A 24,780-nucleotide genomic window follows, 5' to 3' on the forward strand; every position below is an offset into this window, starting at 1 on the left:
CCATGAAAAAGCTAACAAAATATATTTTGAGCCTGATAATGGCTGTAGGATTTTTCAGTTGTGATGAGAAATTTGATGAAATCAACACCAATCTGGTAGATCCTACTTCTTTAAATCCTGTGTTTCTATTGAATCAGGGGATCTTAGACATGCGCTATAGAGATGGGGTAAGTTCCCTACAGGACCTTTCCTACAATTTCGGGATTGTTCAACAAATCATCACCCCCTTTGGTAGCTCCCTTGCCGGAGCCAATTACAACCAACTGAACCTGGCCCGCTCCCAACATATCTGGCAAAACACCTATCGAAACGTATTAAAAAACACGGTGGATGCAGTAGAGAAAAGTAAGGAGGCCTCTGAAGACACCAATCTTTACCATTCTGCCAGAATATGGAAAGCCTATGCCTATATGGTTTTGACAGACTCTTATGGAGACATCCCCTACTTTGAAGGTGCCAAAGGATTTATCGAACAGATTGTGACGCCAAAATACGATAGCCAAGAAACCATCTATATGGACATCCTAAAGGAACTGGAAGAAGCTACTGCCGGACTAGACCCCAACAACCCCTCTTCCTCCAGTGAAATTCTTTATGGAGGAGACCCATTGAAATGGAAAAAATTCGGCTACTCGCTAATGTTACGTGCAGCCATGCGCTTGACCAAAGTTGACCCCTCCACTGCACAAACGTACGTGTCAAAGGCCGTGGCCGGAGGTCTAATCTCCTCCAATGAGGAGAATGCCATCCTTCGCAATACATCCGTCTTCAATAATTATATTGGTGTTCATCTTGGTGCAAGGGAAAAAGCGAACTATTACCTTACAGAACCCTTTGTAGAACACCTCAAAAACAATGAGGACCCAAGGTTGGAATCCATTGCCATTAGACATGTAGGCGCTACAAACGGCCCAAGCCAAACCATTGATCGGATCACTCGGGACCCCGACTTACAAATAGGCATGCCCATGGGACATGATGATGTTTCTATCAATAGCGTACTGGATGAAAACGGAGTGGTGAGTCTTTGGGATTTCTCCCAAGCAAATATTTATACCGTTTTGAAAGTGGACTCTCCGCAGTTTTTTCTCACTTATGCCCAAAACCAACTGCTATTGGCTGAAGCTGCCATCCGGGGATGGATCCAAGGTGATGCTGCAAGCTATTATGAAGCCGGTATTAGAGCCAATATGGAGCAAATGGCCATGTACGATGTAGCCGCTTCAATTTCAGAACCCGACATCAACAGCTATATTTCCAACCATCCCTTGGTAACAGAAATGGCACTGGAGCAAATCAACACAGAGTATTGGATAGCTTCTTTTCTTGATGGCTCTGAATTATTCGCCAATTTCAGGAGAAGTGGCTACCCTACCCTGGAGCCCAATCCCTATGCAGGTTCTGAAATCACAGGAGATTTTATCAGAAGCATGCCTTACCCTGATTCAGAAACGGTCGTCAACCGATCTAACTTACAGGAGGCAATCAGCAGACAAGGCGCTAACAACTTAGACAGAAGAGTTTGGTGGGACCAACCTTAAGTGTTTAAGCGTGCTTGCCAATAAAAGGCAGGTGCGCTTAACTAATTATTGTGAAAATTAAATTTATTCCATAGAAGGTTTTTAATAGTTTAAATTGTACACTAAATTCTAACTTTCTTTTTTCGCTTTAAAACACATCAAAAAAAGAAGATTACATAGGTATTCAGGTTAACCACAAAACACCAAAAATTAAACATGCTATTCTTTTTTGATGCCTACTACTTTAAGCAATCTCTGGATAAAACAATTAATCTAAGACATAAAAACGCAAACAACAACCCAATAATCGATGAAAAAAACTAAAAAAAAGGTGACACGAAAACCTGCCGGAGCTCAGGTGAGCAGGAGAAATGCCATACAGTCTGTATTAGGGCTGGCAGGAACCGGCCTTCTTCTCCCACTTTCTTCTTACGCAGAAAAACCAAGTCCAACAAACTTTAAAGAAGGAGAGGTAAGAATCACCAAACTGGAAACATTTTTAGTAAAACCACGCTGGATTTTCCTCAAAATTCACACGGACGCAGGTGTAGTAGGGTTAGGTGAACCACTTTTGGAAGGCCGTGCCCTCACCATCCAAACCGCCATCAAGGAGCTGGAACCTTACCTGATTGGCAAGGACCCTAGACGTGTGGTACACCATTGGCAGGCGATTTACCGCCATGCATTTTATAGAGGAGGCCCAATTTTAACCTCAGCACTTAGCGGCATAGACCATGCATTATGGGACATCAAAGGAAAACTCCTGGGAGTACCTGTTTATGAACTTTTTGGAGGACCTACCCGAGACCGGGTTCGGATTTACGGTAGGGCATCCAACGCTGAAGACATGAAAAAGAGAAAGCGGGAAGGCTATACCGTCATCAAAACAGGGGTTGCTAAAAAACAGCCTGCAAGGATTGTAGAGAACCCTGCATTTATCCAATATGCTGCTGATAATTTCGCTTCACTTAGGGAAGCCGGGGGACCTGAAATGGACATAGGGATAGATTTTCATGGCTCCATATCCCCACAGACTGCCAAAGTACTTATCAAAGAGCTGGAACAATACCAACCTATGTTTATTGAAGAACCTTGCCAGGCGCAAAATGTGGATGTCATGGCAGAAATTGCCAGAGGAACCCATCTCCCTATTGCCACAGGAGAAAGGGTATTCACCAAGTGGGGTTTCCGAGAAATTTTAGAAAAAGGAGCTGCAGCCATCGTTCAGCCGGATCTTTGTCATGCGGGAGGGCTAACAGAAGGCAGACTTATTGCCGGAATGGCCGAAGCTTATTATGCTGCCATAGCGCCCCACAATCCAATGGGCCCCATTTCTTTGGCTTGCGGCCTACATTTAGCAGCCAGTGTACCCAATTTTCTTGTACAGGAGCAGGTTTCTTTAGGTGAAGGTTATTTAAAAAACCCATTTAAACTTGAATCTGATGGAACAGTACTAATACCAAAAGGTCCCGGCTTAGGGATAGAACTAGACGAAGACGCTTTGGCAGACAAAATAGGCCATGACTGGACCAACCCTCAATCCTACGACCCTAGGGATGGATCAGTAGTGGACTGGTAATCAATAATTACTCATAAAAACAAAACGAACTCAAATCAGACCATCAATAAAAAATGAAAGAAAAGGAAAACAATACCAGAAGGAATTTACTCAAAGGATTGGGACTGGGCACCATGGCCGGAATGTTGGGCATGTACCCAAAGGCCAAGGCTGCCACTGAAAAAGAAAAACCTGCCTACCTAAATGGTTTACCTCCACTAAAGATTACCAATGTAAAGGCCATTGGTCTCGCCCCCAGTGGGTCTAATTTAATTGTCATCAAAGTAGAAACCTCAGAGCCGGGTCTTTACGGCTTGGGTTGTGCCACATTTACCCAGAGGGCATTTGCAGTGATCACTGCCATTGAGAAATACCTCAAAGAGTTTTGTGTAGGCAAGGATGTAGACAATATTGAGGACATGTGGCAGGCTGCCTTTGTTAGCTCCTACTGGCGCAATGGCCCGGTACTCAACAACGCCATCAGTGGACTTGACCAAGCTTTGTGGGACATTAAGGGCAAGCGTGCCAATATGCCTGTTTACCAATTATTGGGAGGTAAATGCAGGTTTGCCATTCCATGTTACACCCATGCTAGCGGCAACACCCCCGAAGAAGCAGCCAACCAGGTTTCCTCTTATATGGAAGAAGGGTATCGTTATGTAAGGATTCAGCAAGGGGGCTATGGAGGTGCAGGTATATCCGGTGAACCAGATTTTAAAAAGCAAGGCTTTGCAAGAGATACCGATCAATACATGGATCAGGGAAAATACAGAAAAGATGTTCCAAAGTTATTTGAAACCGTAAGAAGGCAATGTGGAGAGGAAGTAGAGTTGTTGCATGACATTCACGAGAGGTTAGATCCGATTGATGCCATCAATGTAGTGAAAAGTGTGGAGCCCTACCATCCGTTTTTTATTGAAGACCCTTTCTCTCCGGAGCAGATGGAATGGTTCAAACAATTGAGGAATGCCACCACTGTTCCTTTAGCCATGGGTGAACTCTTTAATAATATCAATGAATTCAAAGAGCCAATGACCAACCGATTGTTTGACTATATACGCATCCATATTTCGCAGATTGGCGGTATAACTCCTGCAATGAAAGTGGCTAGGTTGGGTGAGTTTTATGGAATCAAAACAGCTTGGCATGGACCGGGAGATGTTTCTCCGGTGGGTCATGCAGCCAATGCACATATTGATTTGGCAATCTGGAATTTTGGTATTCAGGAGGCCGCCAGAATATCTGATTTATCTAGAGAAATATTCCCGGGATCCCCTACAATGAAAGATGGCTATATGTGGGTAAACGAAGTGCCCGGCCTAGGTGTGGACATCAATGAAAAACTTGCCGCCAAATACCCGATGCATACCAATTCAAGATGGACAGTAAGGAAATTTGATGGGACGATTATAAGGCCTTAAGAAAGAGAAGGTATGTGGTGATCTGTGATTGGGTGATAAAGTGATCGGTGATAGGGTAACGAGAATAAATCTCACTAGATCACCACATCACTACATCACCACATCACTCGATCACCACATCACTACATCACTCGATCACCCCTTAACCAAATCCAAATTACCATGAAACAGGAAGAGTTCAATGAAATATTCAGGGACCGAACTAAAATCCTAGCTTTACAGGTAATAACTTTATTGAGTGAACTTAAGTACAGCGATGCCTTAGGCGTAATAAGAAAGCAATTGATTAGATCAGTAACCTCCACTGCCGCCAACTTTAGAGCTGTCTGCAGGGCAAGGTCTGAGAGAGAACGCTTCGCCAAACTTTGCATAGTGGTTGAAGAAGCCGATGAAACCTTATTCTGGATAGAGATGATCACAGAAGCAGGATTTATTTCCAAAGAAAAAATGACAAAAAGCTATAAAGAAGCCGAAGAAATCCTCAAAGTGATGGCCTCCTACAGAAAAAAGTTAACGATAAAAAAGTAAAAGCCTTAGCGGAAAATCAATGATCTGTTGAAGGAGTGATCAGTAAGCGGGAAGAGCTATGTTCTGGTTATCTGGTGAGTGAGGAGACCTGTGATCAATCAAAATTAAAGCATCACCCTATCACACCATCACCTCATCACCAAATCACCTCATCACCAAATCACCCCATCCCTCACCTAAAATACTCCCTATCTACCATTACCTCTCCCAATAAAGGGTCGTTTATTTCCTTCATTTTATCCAATATTTTTTGATGTAAAACAGCAACTATCTCTTTCACCTCTTCTCTATTATCATGGATAAGATTGATGTTTTCTTCAGGATCTAGGGCAATGTGATACAATTCATCCCGGCTAGGATCCATAAAATCCCTCACCAATTTCCACTCAGGTGTCCGATAACTTCTCAAGAATGAAGTGGCATAATTTACCATACTGTACTCAGAATAAAAATCATTGTCCCAATCTGCAACTTCTTCCCCTTTAATTAAAGGGATCAAACTTCTCCCTCTAAGTTTATGCTCAGCATCGGAAGGGAGCCCTACTCCGGCCATTTCAAGAAGAGTGGGGTAAACATCAAGTACAGAAATAGTTTGGTCTATCTTTCTACCTGCCTGAGTTACTCCTTTCCAGTAAACAATGGCAGGTATTTTTAAAGAGTTATCAAATAAATTGGGTCGATAGCCTTCGTTAATGTTCTCGGTTTTCTTAGGGATGGTTTTGGTAATCCATTTTCCATTCCCTTTATGTTTTATGCCATTGTGCCCCATATTGTAACCATGGTCCGACATAAAAATAACAATGGTGTTGTCCATGATCCCTTTTTCCTCCAAAGCGGTGATCAACCTTCCCACATTTCTATCCACCCCTGCAGTACTGGCTAGGTATTCCTTCATTTGCTTTTTGACTTTTTCAATGTCTAAGTCAGGATAGTTTGGATTAGGAAGAACAGGATCTAAATTTTCAAAAGGTGCCCAATCTTCATCCGCTACAGGCAACCATTGCGAATGCGGTGCTCTTGTATTGAAACACAAAAGAAAAGGAGACCTTCTTTCTTCATTTATAAATGAAATGGCTTGGTCCGTCAATATATCAGTGGTCAACCCCTGAACGGTCTGCAATTTACCCTCAATCTCAAGTTCAGGATCTACAGGACTGGCACCACCACCCGTTAGTCCCATAAAGAAATCAAAACCATGATTTTTCGGATGGTATTTCTTCCCTTCATCCGAAGCCCAATCTCCAAGATGCCATTTCCCTACCAAACCGGTATAATACCCGGATTTTTGCAACATTTCAGCAAAAGTGATAGAACTTGGATCAAGGCCTGCATTTACATTGGGGTCATATTTTAGTTTACTATGCGTTGGGCTTACAATAAAATCCAAAATATTGTATTCACTTGCATACCGCCCGGTCATAATGCTTGTCCTAGATGGGCTGCATACAGGAGTAGTGGTAAAGGCATTTTGAAAAGTAACCCCTTTATCGGCCAACTTGTCTATATTTGGTGTATAAGCATTGGGATCCCCCGAAGCACCAAAGGCCCAAGGTGCTTGATCATCCGTTAGGATAAACAAAATATTAGGTCTATCTTCACTTTGAAAGGAGTAAACCTTTTGAACAACAAGTAATAAGCAAAAAGCTGCAATAAAAAACTTGATCTTTTTATTATTCATTTTATAAAGGTATTTATTTTGGGTAGTTTCTTTGGTTCTATACCAATCATGCCAATAATCCTCATCTAGCCATCTTGGCTATTAAGCCACCAATTTATAGCTTTGCAACATGCAGACCAAACCTTTTAAATACTTATTTAGGATTCAATATTTAGGCCTTCGCTATCATGGATGGCAGGTCCAAAAAGGAGTTAAGACCATTCAGGGCACCTTGGAGAAAACTTTCCGTTATGTACTGCAACATGAAAATTTTAAAATCCTAGGATCAAGCCGTACAGACACAGGGGTTTCTTGTTTATATGGAGCTTTTGAATTGTTTTTGCCGAATAAGGTGGAACCAAACAGCTTGGTAGACCCGTTAAACGATTTCTTACCGGCAGACATAAGGATTATAGAAGGATTCCAAAGCAGTTATGACTTCAATGTAATTCAAGATGTGACCAACAAAAGTTATGGTTACTATTTCTCTTTTGGTAAAAAGCCACACCCTATGTTTGCCGGATCGGTGGCGTATGCCGGCAAATCATTGGATTTGGACATTATGAATGAAGGAGCAGCACTGTTTAAGGGGACACATGATTTCAGAAGATTTTGCAGCCAAGGAAAAAACACCAATGATTTCATAAGAAACATTACCTATTCTCAAATCGATGAACCTCCGAAGCATTTTGCCTTTTTACCGGAAAACAATGTAATGGTTTACAGAGTCATTGGCAATGGCTTCCTCATGCACCAAGTAAGAAGGATGGCTGCTTCCTTAATATCATTAGGAAAAGGGGAACTGAAACTGAACAATATTGAAGAGGCGCTTATTAGTTCGGAAAAAACTCCTTTAAGCGCCAAAGCTCCTGCAAACGGCTTAATTTTAGAAAAAGTGTCTTTTGTTGGTTACAAATTTGAATAAATCGCAAAGAAAAGATTAGATAAACCAAGGCATAAATAGTTGGTCTTACATAATGGCCCCTTTAAGGGAATCATAAAAAGGCATGACTATTAATTCCAGTAAATTTCTCGGATTTCTTTCAAAGGTTTTTTTGTTTTTAGGATTTCAGATTACCTTCGTAACTTCATCGTAAAGAAGAAATACAGATATGAGAACATGGTTTTTGTGTAAGGTAAAGTATGCCAAAGAAAATGAAGAGGGACTTCTCAAAAATGTCTCAGAACAATATTTGGTGGATGCAGTTTCATTTACAGAAGCTGAAGCAAGGATATACGACATGCTCGGCAGTGTCATCAGAGGGGATTTCCAGGTAACCAGTATCAGCAAAAGCAATATTGTTGATGTATTTTTCTTTGATGATGTGGACGTTTGGCACAAATGTAAGATCACTTATATAGTAGCTGATGCTGACAGTGGTAAGGAGAAAAAGGTGACCCAGTACATGTTGGTCACTGCACATAATGTCAAAGAGGCCTACGATCGTATTTATGAAAGTCTGAACAATATGCTCGTAAGTTTCAATGTCCCTGATATTTCAGAAAGTCCAATTGTAGAGATTTTCCCTTACGAAAAAGATGACGAGGAACTGAACCCTGCAATCCCGGATAATTTAAAGCCACTTTCGGAAGTGGACGAAAGCAGTGAGAAAGTGGAAGAAAATCAATCTTAGTAAAAAATATTAAGCCTAAATTTCAAGACTTAATGCACTACTATGGGTAAATTTAGTAGTGCATTTCTAAAAACACGAACCGAGGTAGCTTAAGGCTAACCTCGGTTTTTTTATTCCCCGGCCCTACACCGCCTATCCTTGCTAAACAATATCAGAAATTGGGTTTGATAGCTCAAATTCATTCATTGGATTCCATTATTGGACATCCCGGCATTGTTAATAATGGCTAAAGCCTGCCTAAACAACTGTTTTAATGAACTTATTGATCTGTCTCATAATATTTATCGTAAATATTAAACGACTTCGGTAAGATCATTCAAAATGTTTTATCCCAATACGAAATACATTTTGCTTTATATATTTAGAAGTTATTACTAACTTGCCAGTAGCATATTGAAAATTCAGATTGTATGAAAGGTTTTGTGTCATTTTTAATTTGCATCTTTTTATTGTCTATAAACCCAATTTTAGCCCAAGACAACCGAACAGACAGAATAGGTATTGGAGTTGGACCATCTTTTATGTATGGAGACAATACAGGTGTTCACAGTAAGTTTAAATTTAAGGTATTACCTGCGCTATCACTAGATTACCAAAAAAAAATTAACCCTTTTTTTGATGTCAAAGGCACCATAGGTTGGCAATTGGTAGGCAGTGGGGATCACTATACCCAAGAATTGAAAGAATCGATTTCAATTGCCAATCAGCCTTATGGCTTTTCAGGCAGTGTGTTTTTTGGAGATATAATGCCTATATATCATTTTAACCCAAATTTAAGTGGTTACATCCCTTCTTTAATTAAAGTGTATAGTGGCTTGGGCTTAGGATACTTTTACTCCAGTCGGACAGATGAAAAACTCCTTTTGGATGAATCAATGGGAAGTATTGAGAGTTACAAAGCTTCTGATTCAGGGATTTACATTCCATTTAGGGTAGGCGCTTTTAAAAACCTTCAATCTGATGCCGATATAGGCTTAGAAGCCACCTTAATTTACAGCCCTTTTAGTGAACTTGAAGGCAATGACCTCCAGCAAAAACGAATTAGACCTGATATGCTGATGCAATTCCAGTTTTATTACAGAATACATATTGGGCAAAGGTATTAATTCTAGTTGTTTCTGACATCGATACTGTTTTATACCCTCCTCCTAGCAAGCACCAACTATAATACAGGAGGAGTACTCGGTAGAATTCATCTTTAAATCATGAATTTCAGATATTTCCTACCCTATTGGTATATCTTGTATATGTTGAATAAATCAAATATGCTTTTTAAGACCATACTTGCTAAACTTAAAATCAAATAAATTTTTTAAAAAGCCCATATCTTTCTAGATTTAAAAAATCTTCACACCCCTATAACCTATGAAAATTAATAGTTATGTTTTGTTTCTCTCTCTAGTAGCAGCCTTGGGAGGGTTTTTATTTGGTTTTGATACTGCTGTAATTTCCGGTGCAGAAAGACAGATTCAAGAGTTATGGTCATTGAGTGACTGGAGTCATGGACTGGCCATTGCTATTGCACTTTATGGCACTGTAATAGGTGCTTTGTTTGGAGGGATACCCGCCGACAAGTATGGTAGAAAAACATCCCTGATCTGGATTGGAATACTCTTTTTCGTTTCTGCAGTAGGTTCAGCCATAGCTCCGGAAATCTATTCATTTATGTTATTCAGATTTATTGGGGGATTAGGAGTTGGAGCCTCATCAGTAGTGGCCCCCATGTACATCAGCGAAATATCTCCTGCTAAAAACAGGGGGCAATTGGTGGCTTTGTACCAGTTTAATCTTGTTTTTGGGATATTGATGGCCTATTTATCTAATTACCTAATCGATTTGAATATCCAGACCAATAGTTGGCGATGGATGTTGGGCATGGAAGCTATCCCTGCATTGATCTATACCCTATTGGTGTTTAGAGTTCCTTTGAGTCCAAGGTGGTTAATAGCTAAAAAAGATGATTTCGAGAATGCTGAAAGGATTTTAAAGCGTACAGATCCTGAAGGTGTTGAAGAGGCAGTACGACTCGCAATAGAAGAGAAAAAACTTAACAGAGCCCAAGTAGGGTTTATGGCGCTGTTTAATAGAAAGTACATTAAAATCACCATGCTGGCAATTCTCATTGCCTTATTTAATCAATTGTCCGGCATCAATGCCATCATCTATTTTGCCCCAAGAATTTTTGACATGGCAGGAATCAGTGCAGAAAGCGCATTATTGTCCACTGTAGGTATTGGTGTAACTAACATTATCGCTACCATGTTGGGGCTTTTCTTAATTGATAGAATTGGAAGAAAAAAATTAATGTATATCGGCTCCTGCGGCTATATCATATCCTTACTCCTAATTGCTTACTCATTTTCGGGGGCTCAAATAAACAATACTTTCTTACCCATTTTTGTGTTCATGTTTATCGCATCCCATGCCGTAGGCCAAGGGGCAGTTATTTGGGTATTTATTTCGGAAATATTCCCAAATGAACTTCGGGCACACGGACAGTCTATGGGATGTTTTACTCATTGGATACTTGCAGCCGTCATCGCCAATGTTTTCCCACTAATGGCAAATCAATTTGGACCTGTAGTGATTTTTGGCTTCTTTGCCTTTATGATGGTACTCCAACTAATCTGGGTATTTACAAAAATGCCGGAAACAAAAGGCCGTTCATTGGAAGAGATTCAACAAGAATTTATAAAAGACAATGGTTAAAAAGATAATCTGCTTTGGCGAAATGTTGTGGGATGTCTTTCCCAAGGAAAGCATTGCAGGAGGGGCACCCATGAATGTGGCCCTTCACTTACAACACTTGGGATTGGATGTAAAAATGATTTCCAAGGTAGGAGATGATAAACTCGGAAGGAAATTACTAAGCTTTACGGAAAAATACGGATTGTCACAAGATCTGATTCAAGTGGATAAGGAATTCCCTACAGGAAGTGTACTTGTCAATGATGACGACAAGGAAAACATTAAATATGAGATTGTTAAACCTGTAGCCTGGGACCATATTCAATGGGATCAGCAAATAGACAGGGAAAGTAGAATTGCTGATGCTGTCATTTTCGGCTCTCTCGCTGCTAGAGAAGAAGAAAGCCGAGAAACGCTTTTTAAAATTCTGGATACACCGGCATTGAAAATTCTGGACATCAACCTTCGCCCCCCCTATTATACAGCTGATCTACTCGACAAGCTTTTAACCAAAGCTGATATTCTTAAAATCAATGAGGATGAACTAACCCTCTTGGCCAATTTTTATGACTTGCCCAATCAAATGGACGCTGCTTTGGAAAAGTTAAGTGAGCTGTTTTCATTTGAGTTGGTATGCATAACCCTAGGAAGTAAAGGAGCAGCCATTTATCAGGATGGGGAAATTATCAATCACCCGGGATATCCTGTAGAAGTAAAAGACACCGTAGGTTCGGGAGATGCTTTTCTTGCAGGGTTTATTTACAAATACCTTAGCAAAGAATCTCCTGAAAAAACCCTAGATTTTGCTTGTGCTTTAGGGGCTTTGGTGGCCACTTTTAATGGAGGGACCCCACAGTATCAGGAAGAAGACATCCGCTCAATCATGGTGGACATGTAAAAGCACAGCATCACGTAATAATTACGTGATGCTGTGACCTTTTCTGCCAAAACGCATTTCGGCAATATTGGAAATACATTCTTTCTTAGGGGCATTCAGGCTTGTAGCAAGTGATTTCATCAGCTGAAACAATCCCGCTTACCTCATCCGAGTATTGCTTTAGAAACTGATTCCTGCAGACAATTTAAACCCTCTGTTGTAAACCGATGCATCTGAATCTTTAAATACAGGGTTGATACCAAAATCATAACTGGCTTGTAGATTAAAGCCTTTCGGTAAATTATATCCCACACCTACTACCACTGCAGCATCGAAATCACTGATATTATCCGTGTCCCAGCCGTAGGTATTTCCCAAGGCGTCGGCCTCAAAGCTAGAACCTACCAATACTGAAGCCTGAGGGCCAAAAAACAAATTCACCCCATCAGTAGCATAAATCCTAAACAATACTGGCAATTCTACATAATCTAAAACAGCGCGGGAATTGACCATGTCATCATTTTGGGTACCTTTTACCGAATAATACAAACCCGGCTCGATAGAAAACCTATCTGAAACAAAACCATTCCCATAAATACCGGCGTGAAAACCTACACGATTATTGTAATCATTGCTATTTATATCCGATCCTCCCCATGTGAAAAAGTTTGCTCCACCTCTAACGCCAAATCCAGATTCGCTCTGAGCTTGTACCGCGACAGTTCCTATTAACAAAAGTGATAATAATAATCCTAGTTTTTTCATAGCTATATAATAATTGGTTTAGATTAACTATTAAACCAATTCTATGCCAAAGAGCCTGGCTTGATTTTCTCACTTTAGGAAGGTTAAATTCTGATCACCAAATACCCGGATCTTAAGTACGGGGTTAAAAGCATGATATCCAGCAATATCAGATTGATAAAAACCCAGGAACAGATAAAAAATTAGCTGTAACTAGGATAGGGCTATCCCGTTCAAAGAAGGGGGTACAATTAATTAAAGAATCTAACAATATCTATAGAGGTATTAAAATAAAAAAGTTTCTTAGCTATTAGATTCGCTAAGGGTAGATAACGAATTGTAATAACTAAGAAACAGTACCAATTAAACTACTCTTTTTTCTATATAGCTAGAGTTTAGGATGGCAAGCGCCCCCATGTATTTCAGCTGAAATTTTATCAAGTCACCTACCTTGTATTTCTTAGGATTTTCTCCAAGATTAATAATAATCATATCCGAACTCGCTCCTAAAATCTCAAAGGCGCCATCGTCGGGCAGTAGGTATTTGGGATCAACATCCAACAGTCCCAAATCTAATATTGCCCTATAGGAAGATTTTCCATAGAGGGATTCATCAATTTCTGTAACCTCTCCTTGAGGGTTGGATGCTAAAGTTCCTGTAGGAAGCAAGGGTTTCTCCTGCATTTCTATGATCTCGGCAAAGAGTTCGAAAACATTGTCATGCATGCCTTCAATCGTTTTTTCCTCTACCAAGTCTACACCAAAATAAAGTGTTTCTCCTATTCTAAAATGGTTAACACCTTTAGGCAATTGCTTGCGCAACATGAGTGGAATGGTAACAGAAGTTCCCGCAGACACCCAAGGGATCTTTTTATTGAATTTCAACTCAATAATCTGTTTGTAGAGAGAAAGCTGAATCAATTTATCTGCTGAAGGAAGCACTCCATTCAAGCAGTTCAAATTGGTTCCCAACCCAATAATCTCAAGATTGGGAAGGTCAAAAACTTTGGCATAAAAATCCAGCAGATGGTCCCCCATTACTCCTTCCCGAAGATCACCGGTTTCCACCATGATGATGATTTTATGGCTTTTTTTCTGCTTAACAGCCTCCTCACTTATCCACCGAATGGTATTTAGCTCACTGTTTAGGCTGACATCCGCATACCTAACCACATCTCCAAGGTTTCTTTTTGAAGGAGGCTTAATATAAACAGTCTGAACATCCGGGTTTAATTCTTTTACTTTTGCCAGGTTACTAATACGAGAGTCGTGAATTTCATTGGCCCCCATATCTATCAATTCCTGCAAGTACATTCGATTGCCACAAAGAATTTTAGACACAACACCCCATGACACTTCGTTAGCTTCAAATTCTTTCTTTAGAAATTCAAAATTTGATTTGAGCTTATCCCTGTATAGATTTAAATATGCCATATTATTTTTTCAACCTCATTTCCAGGTATTTGTTAGTAAAGCCAAGTTTTTCATAGAGAATTTTCGCCGGATTATCCGGTTCTACATGTAGCGCAATATCACCATGTGCCATATCAATGGCTGTTTTCATCAGTTTTTTACCTACTCCTTTTCCTCTCTGTGAAGCATCCACTGCTATATAAACAAGAATATTTTCGGGGATATATCCCGACATACCGGTCTTATTAACGATCACCGCACCAACTATTTTACCCTCTTCCCTAGCCAAAACTGTAAAACCACCTTTATCTCCGGCTTGATCTAGCGCATAATCCAGACATCGCATAATGTCATTTTTTGGATCACCGTATTGCTCTAGGTGCTCAAATAAAAAGTCGGCAATTTCATTTTTCTGCAAGTAAGTGGCATTATCTATGGCCGATAGTGTTTCTAAGGTAAACATTTATGTTCTGTATTTAAATTAAATTTTATCTATTCTTTTATCGATCCTAAAAACAAGCAAAAACACTGCTAAAGATGCAAAAACGCCAAAAAAGTTAGGATCAAGACCAAATGGCAGGGTCAATTTCAACAAAGACAGCACCGCCGTGGTTCCTCCTCCTATAATCATTGAAGACAAAGCAGCTTTCGGAGAGCGCATGTTCCAAAAAAGGCCTGCAATGATAGGCACAAAAAGGCCCGAAACCATAAAGGCATAAGAATACAACATGAGTTCAAGAACATTGGTCATTTGTAGGGCTATTACAAGTGCCACCACACCTATAAGTAGGGTAAACAACTGACTTATCCGCATCACAAATTTATCCTCTTTGGTTTTTAGCATTTTCCCAAATATGTCGGTGGTCAGATTTCCGGAAGCGGCCATCAGGCATGAATCTGCTGTAGAAAGGACTGCGGAAAAATAAGCTGACATCATCAACCCCATTATTCCGGGAGGTAAAACAGTGCTCAAAAGAATAGGTAAGCCCATCTCCGGATCTAAAGTTTCCAAACTCTCTACGATCAATCCTTGTTCGAAAGCCACCTTAGCAAGAAGCCCTAAGGAAACTCCCATAAAGGCCATGATAGGCCATTCAAATAAGCCGGCTATAAACCAAGCTTTTTTGGCAGACTTTACATCTGCACTTGCAAATATCCTTTGGTACAAAGTCATCCCAACAAACCAAATAGGTAAAATGGTAATACCCCAATTGGCAAAGTCTTGCCAACTCAAATTGGTGAGGGAAAAATATTCATCCGGCAATGTGCTTCTGATGGCTTCCCATCCACCAACATGATAATAAGATATGGGAAGCCCTATAAAAATAAAGCCTGCCATCAAGACTATCCACTGAATAGTATCTGTATAAATCACTGCTTTTAACCCACCAAGAACCGTATAAACTACCGCTATGATACCCATAATAAGTAGGGCCATGTTTAAATCCAAAGTAGGAAAAGTGCCGGAGGCCAATTTCGCCCCTGCTAGCAATTGGGAGGAAGTAAATCCCATATAGCCAACAAAAGAAATAATGGCAGCCGCTATCCCCACCTTTTTGTCAAATAAATATTGAAAAATTTGAGGCAAAGTATAGAAATTCTCAAAGGCGGGATTGGATCTCACTTTTGGTATCAACAAAACAGCAGCCATCCAGGCGCCTAAAAGACCTGTAAAGAGCATCCAGCTACCGGATAACCCCATCATAAAGCCTAGGCCGCCCAATCCAACAGAAAAGCCTCCTCCGACATCAGTGGCCACTACAGAGAGCCCTATATGCCAACTTCCAATATTCCGCCCTCCTACATAGTAGTCATCTTGGCCGGTATTCTTCCGCATAAAGTAAAAGCCTACACCAAGCATTAAAATCATGTAGACAATGAAAATAGATAAATCTATAAGTGACATTTAAATTTGGTTGTTTGATTGATAGCCCTCCATAGATAAAATAAATACTTAGAATTCCTAATGTCTTCGTCTTGAATTGCAAGCCTTCATCAATAACATACCATGGATAGGCAAAAAAAAAGACCGGAAGTCCGGTCTTTTATAAATATAGTTTAGAGAAATTTAGCTTTTCTCTGTACTGAGAGAGGCAGCAAAATATTCCCTATTCATTCTAGCAATATTACTTAAGTCAATTTCTTTCGGACATTCGGCCGAACAAGCACCTGTATTGGTACATGCACCAAATCCTTCTTCGTCCATCTGTGCGACCATTTTTTCAGCACGCTCTCGTTTTTCAACTTTTCCCTGAGGCAATAGTGCCAATTGAGAAACTTTGGCAGAGACAAACAACATGGCAGAAGCATTTTTACAAGCTGCCACACAGGCTCCACAGCCGATACAGGTAGCCGAATCAAAAGCTTCGTCCGCTATGATTTTTGGAATGGGAATTTCATTGGCATCGGGAACACCTCCGGTATTTACCGAAACATAGCCTCCTGACTGTATGATCCTATCAAAGGAACCCCTGTCTACAACCAAATCCTTAACGATAGGAAATGCATTGGCTCTCCATGGTTCTATTGTGATGGTATCCCCATCTTTGAAAGAACGCATGTGTAATTGACATGTAGTGGTCTGAGTAGGTCCGTGAGGTTGTCCATTGATATACAGTGAACACATTCCACAAATACCTTCCCTACAGTCATGGTCAAAATGAACAGGGTCTTCTCCCTTTTCGGAAAGATCTTCATTCAAAACGTCTAACATTTCCAAGAAAGACATATCTGCAGAAATTCCACTTAATTTATATTCTTTAAAACCCCCTTTATCAGACGGGTTTTGTTGCCTCCACACTTTTAATGTAAGATTCATATTATGATGAATTTTATAGGTTCAATCAATTATTTGTAGCTTCTCTGTGTAAGCTTAACGTTTTCAAAAACAAGATCTTCTTTATTCAAGATTTCTTCTTTCCCATCACCTGCGTACTCCCAAGCAGCTACATAGGCAAATTTCTCATCATCTCTCAAGGCTTCTCCTTCAGGAGTTTGATGCTCTTCTCTGAAATGACCACCACAAGATTCTTCTCGATGCAAGGCATCTACCACCATTAACTCTCCTAACTCTAAGAAATCAGCCACTCTATGGGCTTTTTCTAAAGAAAGGTTCAACTCCTCACCGGTACCTAGAACTTTTACATCAGCCCAAAATTCCTTCTTCAGTTCCTTGATCATTTCTTTTGCCTTGGTAAGACCTGCAGCATTCCTAGCCATTCCACAATAGTTCCACATGATCTTTCCTAATTTTTTGTGGAAATGATCTACAGTTTTACTACCGTTGATGCTTAACAAATTCTGAATCTTGGCCTTAACTTCCTCCTCACATTTCTTGAATTCAGGATGATCTACGGATATTTTTTCATTTGGATGCTTAGCTAAGTAATCACCAATTGTATAAGGAATAACAAAGTAGCCATCTGCTAAACCTTGCATAAGGGCAGAAGCTCCAAGGCGGTTGGCACCATGATCAGAGAAATTAGCTTCTCCTAGGGCATACAAACCGGACACATTTGTCATCAAATTATAATCTACCCAAAGGCCTCCCATGGTATAATGGACTGCAGGATAAATCTTCATTGGGGTTTTGTAAGGATTTTCACCGGTGATTTTTTCATACATGTCAAACAAGTTGCCATATTTTCCTCTCACCGCATCCTCTCCATCTCTTAGAATAGCATCCCTAAAATCTAGGAAAACTGCCTCTCCTGTTTCATTAACACCTCGACCATCATCACATACATACTTTGCATTCCTTGAGGCCACATCCCTAGGCACCAAGTTACCAAATGATGGATATTTTGTTTCCAAGTAATAGTCCCTGTCTTCATCTTTGATGTCCTTAGGAGCTATTTCTTTTTTTCTTAATTTTTCAGCCATCTCCACCGTCTTCGGTACCCATACACGGCCATCATTTCTTAAGGACTCAGACATTAAGGTCAACTTCGATTGATGGTCACCTGAAACAGGTATACAAGTGGGGTGAATTTGAGTGTAACAAGGGTTGCTAAAGTAAGCACCCTTTTTATGGGCCCTCCAAGCTGCTGTCACATTGGAACCCATGGCGTTGGTAGAAAGGAAGAACACATTACCATATCCACCGGTACAAAGCAACACTGCATCTCCACTATGGGACTCAACGGCACCTGTAATCAGGTTTCTGGTAACTATTCCTTTTGCTTTACCATCGATGGTCACAACATCCATCATCTCTGTCCTTGGATATAGCTTTACCTTACCATTGGCTACCTGACGACTTAAGGCAGAATAGGCTCCCAACAACAATTGTTGTCCTGTTTGCCCCCTTGCATAGAAAGTTCTGGACACCTGAGCCCCACCAAAAGACCTATTGGCCAACAAGCCACCATATTCTCTTGCAAATGGAACACCTTGGGCCACACACTGGTCAATGATATTTACAGACACCTGTGCTAGCCGGTATACATTGGCTTCTCTGGAACGGTAATCACCACCTTTGATGGTGTCATAAAATAAGCGGAACACTGAATCACCGTCATTTTGATAATTCTTAGCAGCATTTATCCCTCCCTGCGCAGCAATGGAGTGCGCTCTTCTAGGACTGTCCTGAAAGCAAAAAGCCTGCACATTATATCCTAATTCGGCAAGAGAAGCCGCAGCTGAGGCCCCGGCCAAACCGGTACCTACCACTATAATATTGTATTTTCTTTTATTGGCCGGATTGACCAACTTAACGTTAAACTTATGATTGGTCCATTTTTCAGCCAAAGGACCATTGGGTATTTTTGAATCAAGTTTCATCAATATTCAAATTTAATTTCCCTTTAATTTCTTAATTGTAGTCTCCTTAGCTTCCCTGAATAAACATCACAATGGGAATCAATGCAAACAATGCAGGAACTATTATGGCAAATGCCAAGCCCAGCTTCTTGATAAAAGGGGTGTATTTTGTATGATTAATTCCTAAAGTTTGAAAAGCACTTGCAAAGCCATGTGATAAATGAAATGCCAAAACACCCATACTTACCACGTAAAAAATCACATAAAGTATATTTTGGTAGGCAGCTGATACAATGGCAAAGCTATCTTTGTAACTCACGCCATCATAGGTGACCATCGGTACTTCACCAAACTTCAATTCATACCAAAAACCTCTCAAGTGAACCAAAAGGAAAATGAAAATCAAAGTTCCCAGGATCCCCATACTTCTGGAGCTCCATGTACTATTCTCTGAAGCTTTTGAAACGGCATAGCCAATAGGCCTTGACTTCTTATTGTGTCGCGTGAGAATAACCGCATACACAGCATGCAGAAGAATGAAACCAAAGTTTAAAATTGAAACAACTCTGATTAAAGGATTCGTTGCCATTGTTTCTGCATAAATATTAAATGACTTTCCCTCATCCGGAAAAATCAATTGCAGGTTACCGGCAAGGTGAACCACCAGAAACAAAATAAGAAATAATCCCGTTAGGGCCATCAATAATTTTTTGCCCAGCGTACTATTTAAGGTTTTAGATACCCAACTCATATAATTTTTCGTTATTACGGTTTGATCTTAGTAATGAGGCCAAATTTACATTTGTAATCGATAGCAAACAATCAATCATCTGTCAATCATCTTATTTTAAATAGTTCTAAATAATCAGATGTAAATAAATATTTGCGATAATATTAACCGTTATTTATTCGGTTTTGTTTGGTTTCTTCTACACACCTAGAAAGAAAGCCCTAATGATCAGGCGCCTTTGAATGTACAATGAAGTTTATTTATAGCATACCCTCCTCCATATTGACAATAAAATGGCTCGGAAAAAAAAGTGAATCAAATGAAAACTAAAGAATAATAAATACCACCGGGAGTGAAAAATTCACTATAAAGCTATAATTTAGGGTAACCATTGAAAAAATAAAAACGTTTTGATCTAATAGAGTGGTTTTGAAGGGATAATCTTTAAAAACACAAAACCAAATAACTTGACTAGAGCAAACCGCTGAAATATACCAAAATATGAAATATTGTTACTTTCTTTTGGGCTTAATGGCCTTGATGCTAAGCGCAGCCTCTTCTTATGCCACCCACATTAGAGCCGGAGAGATCATTGCCGAAAGAGTCTCTACCCAAACATTGACCTATAAAATAACAGTTGTAGGTTATACAGATACCCGCTCCTCTGTAGTTTTTGGTCCGGGAGAAATTGACTTTGGGGATGGGAGATCTGAAGTGCTCAATACTGAAAGTGACATTACGAGTACAGAAAACTTAGGAAATGACATTGAAAAAAACACTTTTGTAATTACCCATACCTACCAAGGTCCGGGAACTTACACCATCCGATTCATGGAATTTAACCGGAATGCGAATACCTTAAACATGGATCAATCTGTTGACACTCCTTTTTATATTGAAACCATGATAAATATTGACCCGTTTTTAGGTGTCAATAATTCTCCGGTTCTTACCATTGCCCCAGTAGATAATGGTGCCGTCAACCAAACCTATATTCACAATCCGGGAGCTTATGATCCTGATGGGGACAGTTTGGCCTATGTGCTGGACATTCCCAAACAAGCATTTCAACGCCAAGTAAACAATTACAGAAGCCCTGCTTCAAGTGAATTTAGCTTCACTAAACAAGATGGTTCCACTCCTCCCATTTTAGAATTAGACCCCGTCACCGGGGATTTAATTTGGGATGCTCCAGGCATTGCAGGTCAATACAATGTTGCCTTCAGAATTGAAGAATGGCGCCTAGTGGCAGGAGAATGGACGCGAATCGGCTATGTACTGCGTGACATGCAAATTATTGTCGAAAACACGGACAATCGAAGACCTGAATTAATCATGCCCGATGACATTTGTGTAGAAGCAGGCACTGAAATAACAGAGATTTTTCAAGGCATGGATCCTGATGGAGATCCTATATTAATTGAGGTCTTTGGAGACCCTATTGAGATCACTTCTTCACCGGCTAGCTATTTTCCCATCTCTACCTTCCAGTCCTCTCCCGGTATTGTTAATTTTGAATGGCAAACCGTATGTAGTCATGTCAGGGCCCGAACTTATCAGGTAAGGGTGAGAATTGCAGATAATCCGGATTCCGGTCCGTCTTTGGTCGACATCAAAACCTGGAACATCACAGTAGTGGCTCCTCCTCCAAGCTTCTTTGGAATTGAGCAAGCACCCGGACGATCTGTCAATTTGGAATGGGATCCTTATTCTTGTGCCAATACCGCAGATACCATGCAGGTTTGGAGAAGGATTAATAGTGACAATTATGAACCTGATTCTTGTGAAACCGGTATTAGACCCGGGTATGAACTGGTAGGTACCACAAATATGGACGAAGTCGAATTCCTTGACGATAACAATGGTATGGGACTAAGTCCGGGAAATACCTATTGTTACCGATTGGTAGCTGCTTTTCCGGCCCCGAGAAGTGGTGAAAGTTATGTTTCGGATGAAATTTGTATAACCATAGATGTAGACGTACCACTAATCACCAATGTAAGTGTAGAAAAAACCAGTATAGACGAAGGTGAGATTTTAGTAAGGTGGACTCCACCATATGATATTGACACACAATTGTATCCCGGACCTTACACCTATGAATTGTTACGAAGTGAAGGATTTTCAGGAACCAATGACCGAACATCATTAATCACCACCAGTGACACAGTCTTTACAGACAGTAATATCAATACTGAAAATCTGGTGTACAATTATCAAGTAATTCTCTTGGCTCAGGGAGTAAAAACAGATTCGTCCAATACAGCCTCCTCAGTCCGGCTAGAACCCACCATTATCAATGAAGCCATTGAGTTAAGCTGGGATTTTGAAGTCTCTTGGAACAATGAAGTTGCCCAATACCCACATCAGGTTTATAGGAATAGAACAGATGCAAATGCAGCCGATGAAGATACCTTTGTATTGATCGGGGAAGTGGATGTTACACAGAATGGTTTTGTTTTCCTTGATGATGGAAGCCATAATGGTGTTCCTTTGGATACCGAAAAAGAGTATTGCTATTATGTGATTACAAATGGGGATTATAATTTGGACATATTGGATTATCCGTTGGCCAATAAATCGCAGATTGTATGTGCAAAACCTGATGATGACAGATTGCCTTGTCCTCCGGTACTCTCCTACGAAGGACCTGAATGCGAAGCCTTTTTAGCAGACAAGCCTTGTAACTTTAGCGACTTCTATCATGACCTGAGTTGGGAGCCTGACTTCTCAGGCAACTGCGATACAGAATTAAATGGCTACAAGATTTATTTCTCTGAAACCGGGGAAGAAGGCACCTTCAACTTCGTGAAAGATGTTTCGGTAATCAACATTGAAACAAGGATAGAGGGCTTAAGTGAATTAAAAGGTTGTTATTACATTACAGCCATCGACCGGTCCGGAAATGAAAGTGAGCCAAGTAATATCGTTTGTATTGACAACTGTCCATATTATGAGCTTCCAAACGTTTTTACTCCAAATGGAGACAATGTGAATGAAACCTTTCAAGCTTTTGACAACCCTTATGCCAAGTGCCCCAGGTTTGTAGAAGCTGTTGCCATCAAAATCTATAACAGATGGGGCGTATTGGTACATGAATACAACAGTGCTCAGGCTTCTGAGAACAATATTTTCATCAATTGGGATGGTAAAGACCAAAATGGCAACAATCTACCATCAGGCACTTATTATTATGAAGCGATTGTACTTTTTGATGTCTTGGATGAAAACCGGAGACAGCAAAAGATCAAAGGCACAGTTCAACTGGTAAAATAAATGAACTGGTCAACCTATGTTACCAAACCTAGTATTTGGAAATTGAAGTAAAAGGCTAGCCTCACAAGGCTAGGAATAGGTTTTTATTGAGGTAAAAAGGGGCTCGAATAACTAAAAATTGAGCCTACTCATTTTTTTACTTATCTTTGAGCCTTTATTTTAAATTTGAACTAATTACAATGGTAGCTTATATGTTTCCGGGCCAAGGAGCCCAATTCCCGGGTATGGGAAAGTCACTTTATGAAAGCAGTTCAGAAGCCAAAGCTTTATTTGAAAAGGCCAATGAAATTCTTGGGTTTAGTATAACCGATATCATGTTTGATGGTACCCAAGAAGAATTAAAACAAACCAATGTAACCCAACCTGCAGTATTTCTCCATTCTGCCATAGCCGCTTTAACAGCCGCTAACTTTAACCCTGATATGGTCGCAGGGCATTCCTTAGGGGAATTTTCTGCTCTTGTTGCCAACAAAGCATTAAATTTTGAGGATGCATTAAAACTGGTTCACCAAAGAGCCCTTGCCATGCAAGAGGCTTGTGAAATCAACCCATCTACCATGGCTGCCATTCTTGGACTAGCCGATGAGAAGGTAGAAGAAATTTGTGCTTCCATTGAAGGGCAAGTAGTCGTAGCAGCGAATTACAATTGCCCGGGACAATTGGTCATTTCAGGAAGCCTTGAAGGAATACAAATTGCCTGTGAGCAACTAAAGGAAGCAGGGGCTAAAAGGGCACTTCCACTACCTGTGGGAGGTGCTTTCCATTCCCCACTAATGGAGCCTGCCAAGCTTAAGCTGGAAGCGGCAATCAATGCTACTACTTTTTCCGAACCGATTTGCCCGGTGTATCAAAATGTAAGCACCACTGCAGTTAGCGATATTGATGCCATCAAGGCAAATTTAATTGCTCAGCTTACCGCTCCGGTCAAGTGGACCCAATCAGTACAAAACATGATCAAGGATGGATCTACCCAATTTATAGAATGTGGCCCAGGGAAAGTATTGCAAGGATTGGTGAAAAAGATCAATAGAGAAGTAGAAACCAAATCGCTCGATTAATTCAGGCAAACTAATTTCTGCTAGCAGAAACGAATTGAGTCTATCTTTGATGATGAAGTTAGACTCAATTTATATTTTTTATACTTAGGTAAATTTCAATATCAGTAGTAGTCAAAAATTTTACGTTCAACAGCTTGAGTTCCGAAATACAAATCATTTGTGATTTCTTCAATTAATCTATCATTCGAATCATATTTGTATTCAAACGCGGGTCGATACTCTGGGCTTATTATTTTTAAGGATCTGGCTATTAATAAATCTCTTTCATTGTAAAAATATTTATACCGATAAAAGGGATTTTCCATTCCCCATTCCCGGAAATGTTCTTCTCTGATCTTTCTGTCCTCTTCATCATTGTAGTAATATTCGTACAATTCAAAAATTTCATCATCCCCTCGACGGTAAGTGATTTTTCTACCCAGATCATCAAACTCAAAGCGTTCATATTCTTTAAACTTTCCATCTCTGCCCTGCTCCACTCGTATGGTCCGCCCATCATCTTCATAAAACCGTTGAAAATCAAAATCGAAAAATAGCCCCTCAGCTCCTGACCCAAATACACTCGTGCGGTTTAATGCTCCATTTTCTAAGTATTCATTTAAATAGACCCTAGTCGTATCAAAGTCTTTAATACGAACTTTGAGTAACTCTTTACCCGCTTCATCATAATAAAAATCGATTCTGGACTGAAGCGTCTGTGGACCATAATAAAAAAATTCAGCTTTTAACTTCCCTTCTGGTGTGGCCAAAGGCCCATTGAGCACTTCATTCAATCGAATCAGGTTCTTGTTTATTGGAACGGGGAGTTCTGGACGCTCGGGATCACTACAGGCAATAATCAAGCTGAACCCAATACAAATATACCATATGGCTAAACGCATAAGCTCGCGACTTTTATTATTTAACGTTAATCCA

General features: G+C 40.2%; 20 protein-coding genes. 11 read left to right on the top strand and 9 right to left on the bottom strand.

Annotated features, from left to right (window positions below; translation table 11 throughout):
- Positions 1-2 precede the first annotated feature (2 nt).
- From Q4534_RS08775 to Q4534_RS08790, 4 genes are all read left to right on the top strand, one after another.
- The gene (locus Q4534_RS08775) at positions 3-1,541 is read left to right on the top strand and encodes a SusD/RagB family nutrient-binding outer membrane lipoprotein (RefSeq protein WP_303612796.1); all 1,539 of its coding nucleotides are present in this window, start codon (positions 3-5) and stop codon (positions 1,539-1,541) included.
- Between the two features lie 289 nt (positions 1,542-1,830).
- Positions 1,831-3,099 (top strand): galactonate dehydratase, encoded by a 1,269-nt coding sequence (dgoD, locus tag Q4534_RS08780; RefSeq protein ID WP_303612797.1) that lies wholly within the window; start codon positions 1,831-1,833, stop codon positions 3,097-3,099.
- 53 nt (positions 3,100-3,152) lie between these two features.
- Positions 3,153-4,499, top strand: a complete 1,347-nt coding sequence (locus Q4534_RS08785) for an enolase C-terminal domain-like protein (RefSeq protein WP_303612798.1) — start codon at positions 3,153-3,155, stop codon at positions 4,497-4,499.
- Positions 4,500-4,661: 162 nt separating this feature from the next.
- On the top strand, positions 4,662-5,027 hold the full coding sequence (locus tag Q4534_RS08790; RefSeq protein WP_303612799.1) for a four helix bundle protein: 366 nt from the start codon (positions 4,662-4,664) through the stop codon (positions 5,025-5,027).
- Positions 5,028-5,199: 172 nt separating this feature from the next.
- Here the strand turns inward: Q4534_RS08790 and Q4534_RS08795 are convergent, their stop codons facing one another.
- Positions 5,200-6,705 carry a sulfatase-like hydrolase/transferase gene (locus tag Q4534_RS08795; protein ID WP_303612800.1) on the bottom strand — a complete coding sequence of 502 codons (1,506 nt, stop codon included), beginning with the start codon at positions 6,703-6,705 and terminating at the stop codon, positions 5,200-5,202.
- A gap of 109 nt (positions 6,706-6,814) precedes the next feature.
- Between Q4534_RS08795 and truA the strand changes: the two genes are divergently transcribed.
- The 5 genes from truA (at position 6,815) to Q4534_RS08820 (ending at position 11,904) form a co-directional block, all read left to right on the top strand.
- Positions 6,815-7,609 (top strand): tRNA pseudouridine(38-40) synthase TruA, encoded by a 795-nt coding sequence (gene truA, locus Q4534_RS08800; RefSeq protein ID WP_303612801.1) that lies wholly within the window; start codon positions 6,815-6,817, stop codon positions 7,607-7,609.
- 187 nt (positions 7,610-7,796) lie between these two features.
- Positions 7,797-8,318 carry a DUF4494 domain-containing protein gene (locus Q4534_RS08805; protein WP_303612802.1) on the top strand — a complete coding sequence of 174 codons (522 nt, stop codon included), beginning with the start codon at positions 7,797-7,799 and terminating at the stop codon, positions 8,316-8,318.
- 410 nt (positions 8,319-8,728) lie between these two features.
- Positions 8,729-9,424 carry a hypothetical protein gene (locus Q4534_RS08810; RefSeq protein ID WP_303612803.1) on the top strand — a complete coding sequence of 232 codons (696 nt, stop codon included), beginning with the start codon at positions 8,729-8,731 and terminating at the stop codon, positions 9,422-9,424.
- A 259-nt stretch (positions 9,425-9,683) separates the two neighbouring features.
- The gene (locus Q4534_RS08815; protein ID WP_303612804.1) at positions 9,684-11,027 is read left to right on the top strand and encodes a sugar porter family MFS transporter; all 1,344 of its coding nucleotides are present in this window, start codon (positions 9,684-9,686) and stop codon (positions 11,025-11,027) included.
- Positions 11,020-11,904 (top strand): carbohydrate kinase family protein, encoded by an 885-nt coding sequence (locus Q4534_RS08820; protein WP_303612805.1) that lies wholly within the window; start codon positions 11,020-11,022, stop codon positions 11,902-11,904. Before Q4534_RS08815 ends, Q4534_RS08820 begins: the two co-directional genes overlap by 8 nt.
- A 159-nt stretch (positions 11,905-12,063) precedes the next feature.
- Here the strand turns inward: Q4534_RS08820 and Q4534_RS08825 are convergent, their stop codons facing one another.
- The 7 genes from Q4534_RS08825 to Q4534_RS08855 form a co-directional block, all read right to left on the bottom strand.
- Positions 12,064-12,648: a porin family protein gene (locus Q4534_RS08825; protein WP_303612806.1), complete on the bottom strand. Its 585-nt coding sequence runs from the start codon at positions 12,646-12,648 to the stop codon at positions 12,064-12,066.
- Positions 12,649-12,990: 342 nt separating this feature from the next.
- Complete coding sequence (locus tag Q4534_RS08830) at positions 12,991-14,061, bottom strand: alanine/ornithine racemase family PLP-dependent enzyme (RefSeq protein WP_303612807.1); 1,071 nt, start codon at positions 14,059-14,061, stop codon at positions 12,991-12,993.
- A gap of 1 nt (position 14,062) precedes the next feature.
- Positions 14,063-14,503: a GNAT family N-acetyltransferase gene (locus Q4534_RS08835; RefSeq protein ID WP_303612808.1), complete on the bottom strand. Its 441-nt coding sequence runs from the start codon at positions 14,501-14,503 to the stop codon at positions 14,063-14,065.
- Positions 14,504-14,521: 18 nt separating this feature from the next.
- The gene (locus Q4534_RS08840) at positions 14,522-15,946 is read right to left on the bottom strand and encodes a sodium:solute symporter (RefSeq protein ID WP_303612809.1); all 1,425 of its coding nucleotides are present in this window, start codon (positions 15,944-15,946) and stop codon (positions 14,522-14,524) included.
- Between the two features lie 162 nt (positions 15,947-16,108).
- Entirely contained in the window at positions 16,109-16,858 is a 750-nt protein-coding gene (locus Q4534_RS08845) for a succinate dehydrogenase/fumarate reductase iron-sulfur subunit (protein WP_303612810.1), read from the bottom strand.
- 29 nt (positions 16,859-16,887) lie between these two features.
- A complete protein-coding gene (locus Q4534_RS08850) occupies positions 16,888-18,822 on the bottom strand; it encodes a fumarate reductase/succinate dehydrogenase flavoprotein subunit (protein ID WP_303612811.1) in 1,935 nt (644 codons plus the stop codon).
- A 46-nt stretch (positions 18,823-18,868) separates the two neighbouring features.
- Positions 18,869-19,552 carry a succinate dehydrogenase cytochrome b subunit gene (locus tag Q4534_RS08855; RefSeq protein WP_149394953.1) on the bottom strand — a complete coding sequence of 228 codons (684 nt, stop codon included), beginning with the start codon at positions 19,550-19,552 and terminating at the stop codon, positions 18,869-18,871.
- Positions 19,553-20,032: 480 nt separating this feature from the next.
- Here Q4534_RS08855 and Q4534_RS08860 point away from each other — a divergent pair, with 480 nt between their 5' ends.
- Entirely contained in the window at positions 20,033-22,807 is a 2,775-nt protein-coding gene (locus Q4534_RS08860) for a gliding motility-associated C-terminal domain-containing protein (RefSeq protein ID WP_303612812.1), read from the top strand.
- Between the two features lie 179 nt (positions 22,808-22,986).
- Entirely contained in the window at positions 22,987-23,865 is an 879-nt protein-coding gene (gene fabD, locus Q4534_RS08865) for an ACP S-malonyltransferase (protein ID WP_303612813.1), read from the top strand.
- A 101-nt stretch (positions 23,866-23,966) separates the two neighbouring features.
- Here fabD and Q4534_RS08870 read toward each other — a convergent pair whose 3' ends face one another.
- Positions 23,967-24,746, bottom strand: a complete 780-nt coding sequence (locus tag Q4534_RS08870; RefSeq protein ID WP_303612814.1) for a hypothetical protein — start codon at positions 24,744-24,746, stop codon at positions 23,967-23,969.
- Positions 24,747-24,780: the final 34 nt, after the last annotated feature.

The organism is Cyclobacterium sp. 1_MG-2023 (assembly GCF_030546805.1).
GTDB lineage: Bacteria > Bacteroidota > Bacteroidia > Cytophagales > Cyclobacteriaceae > Cyclobacterium.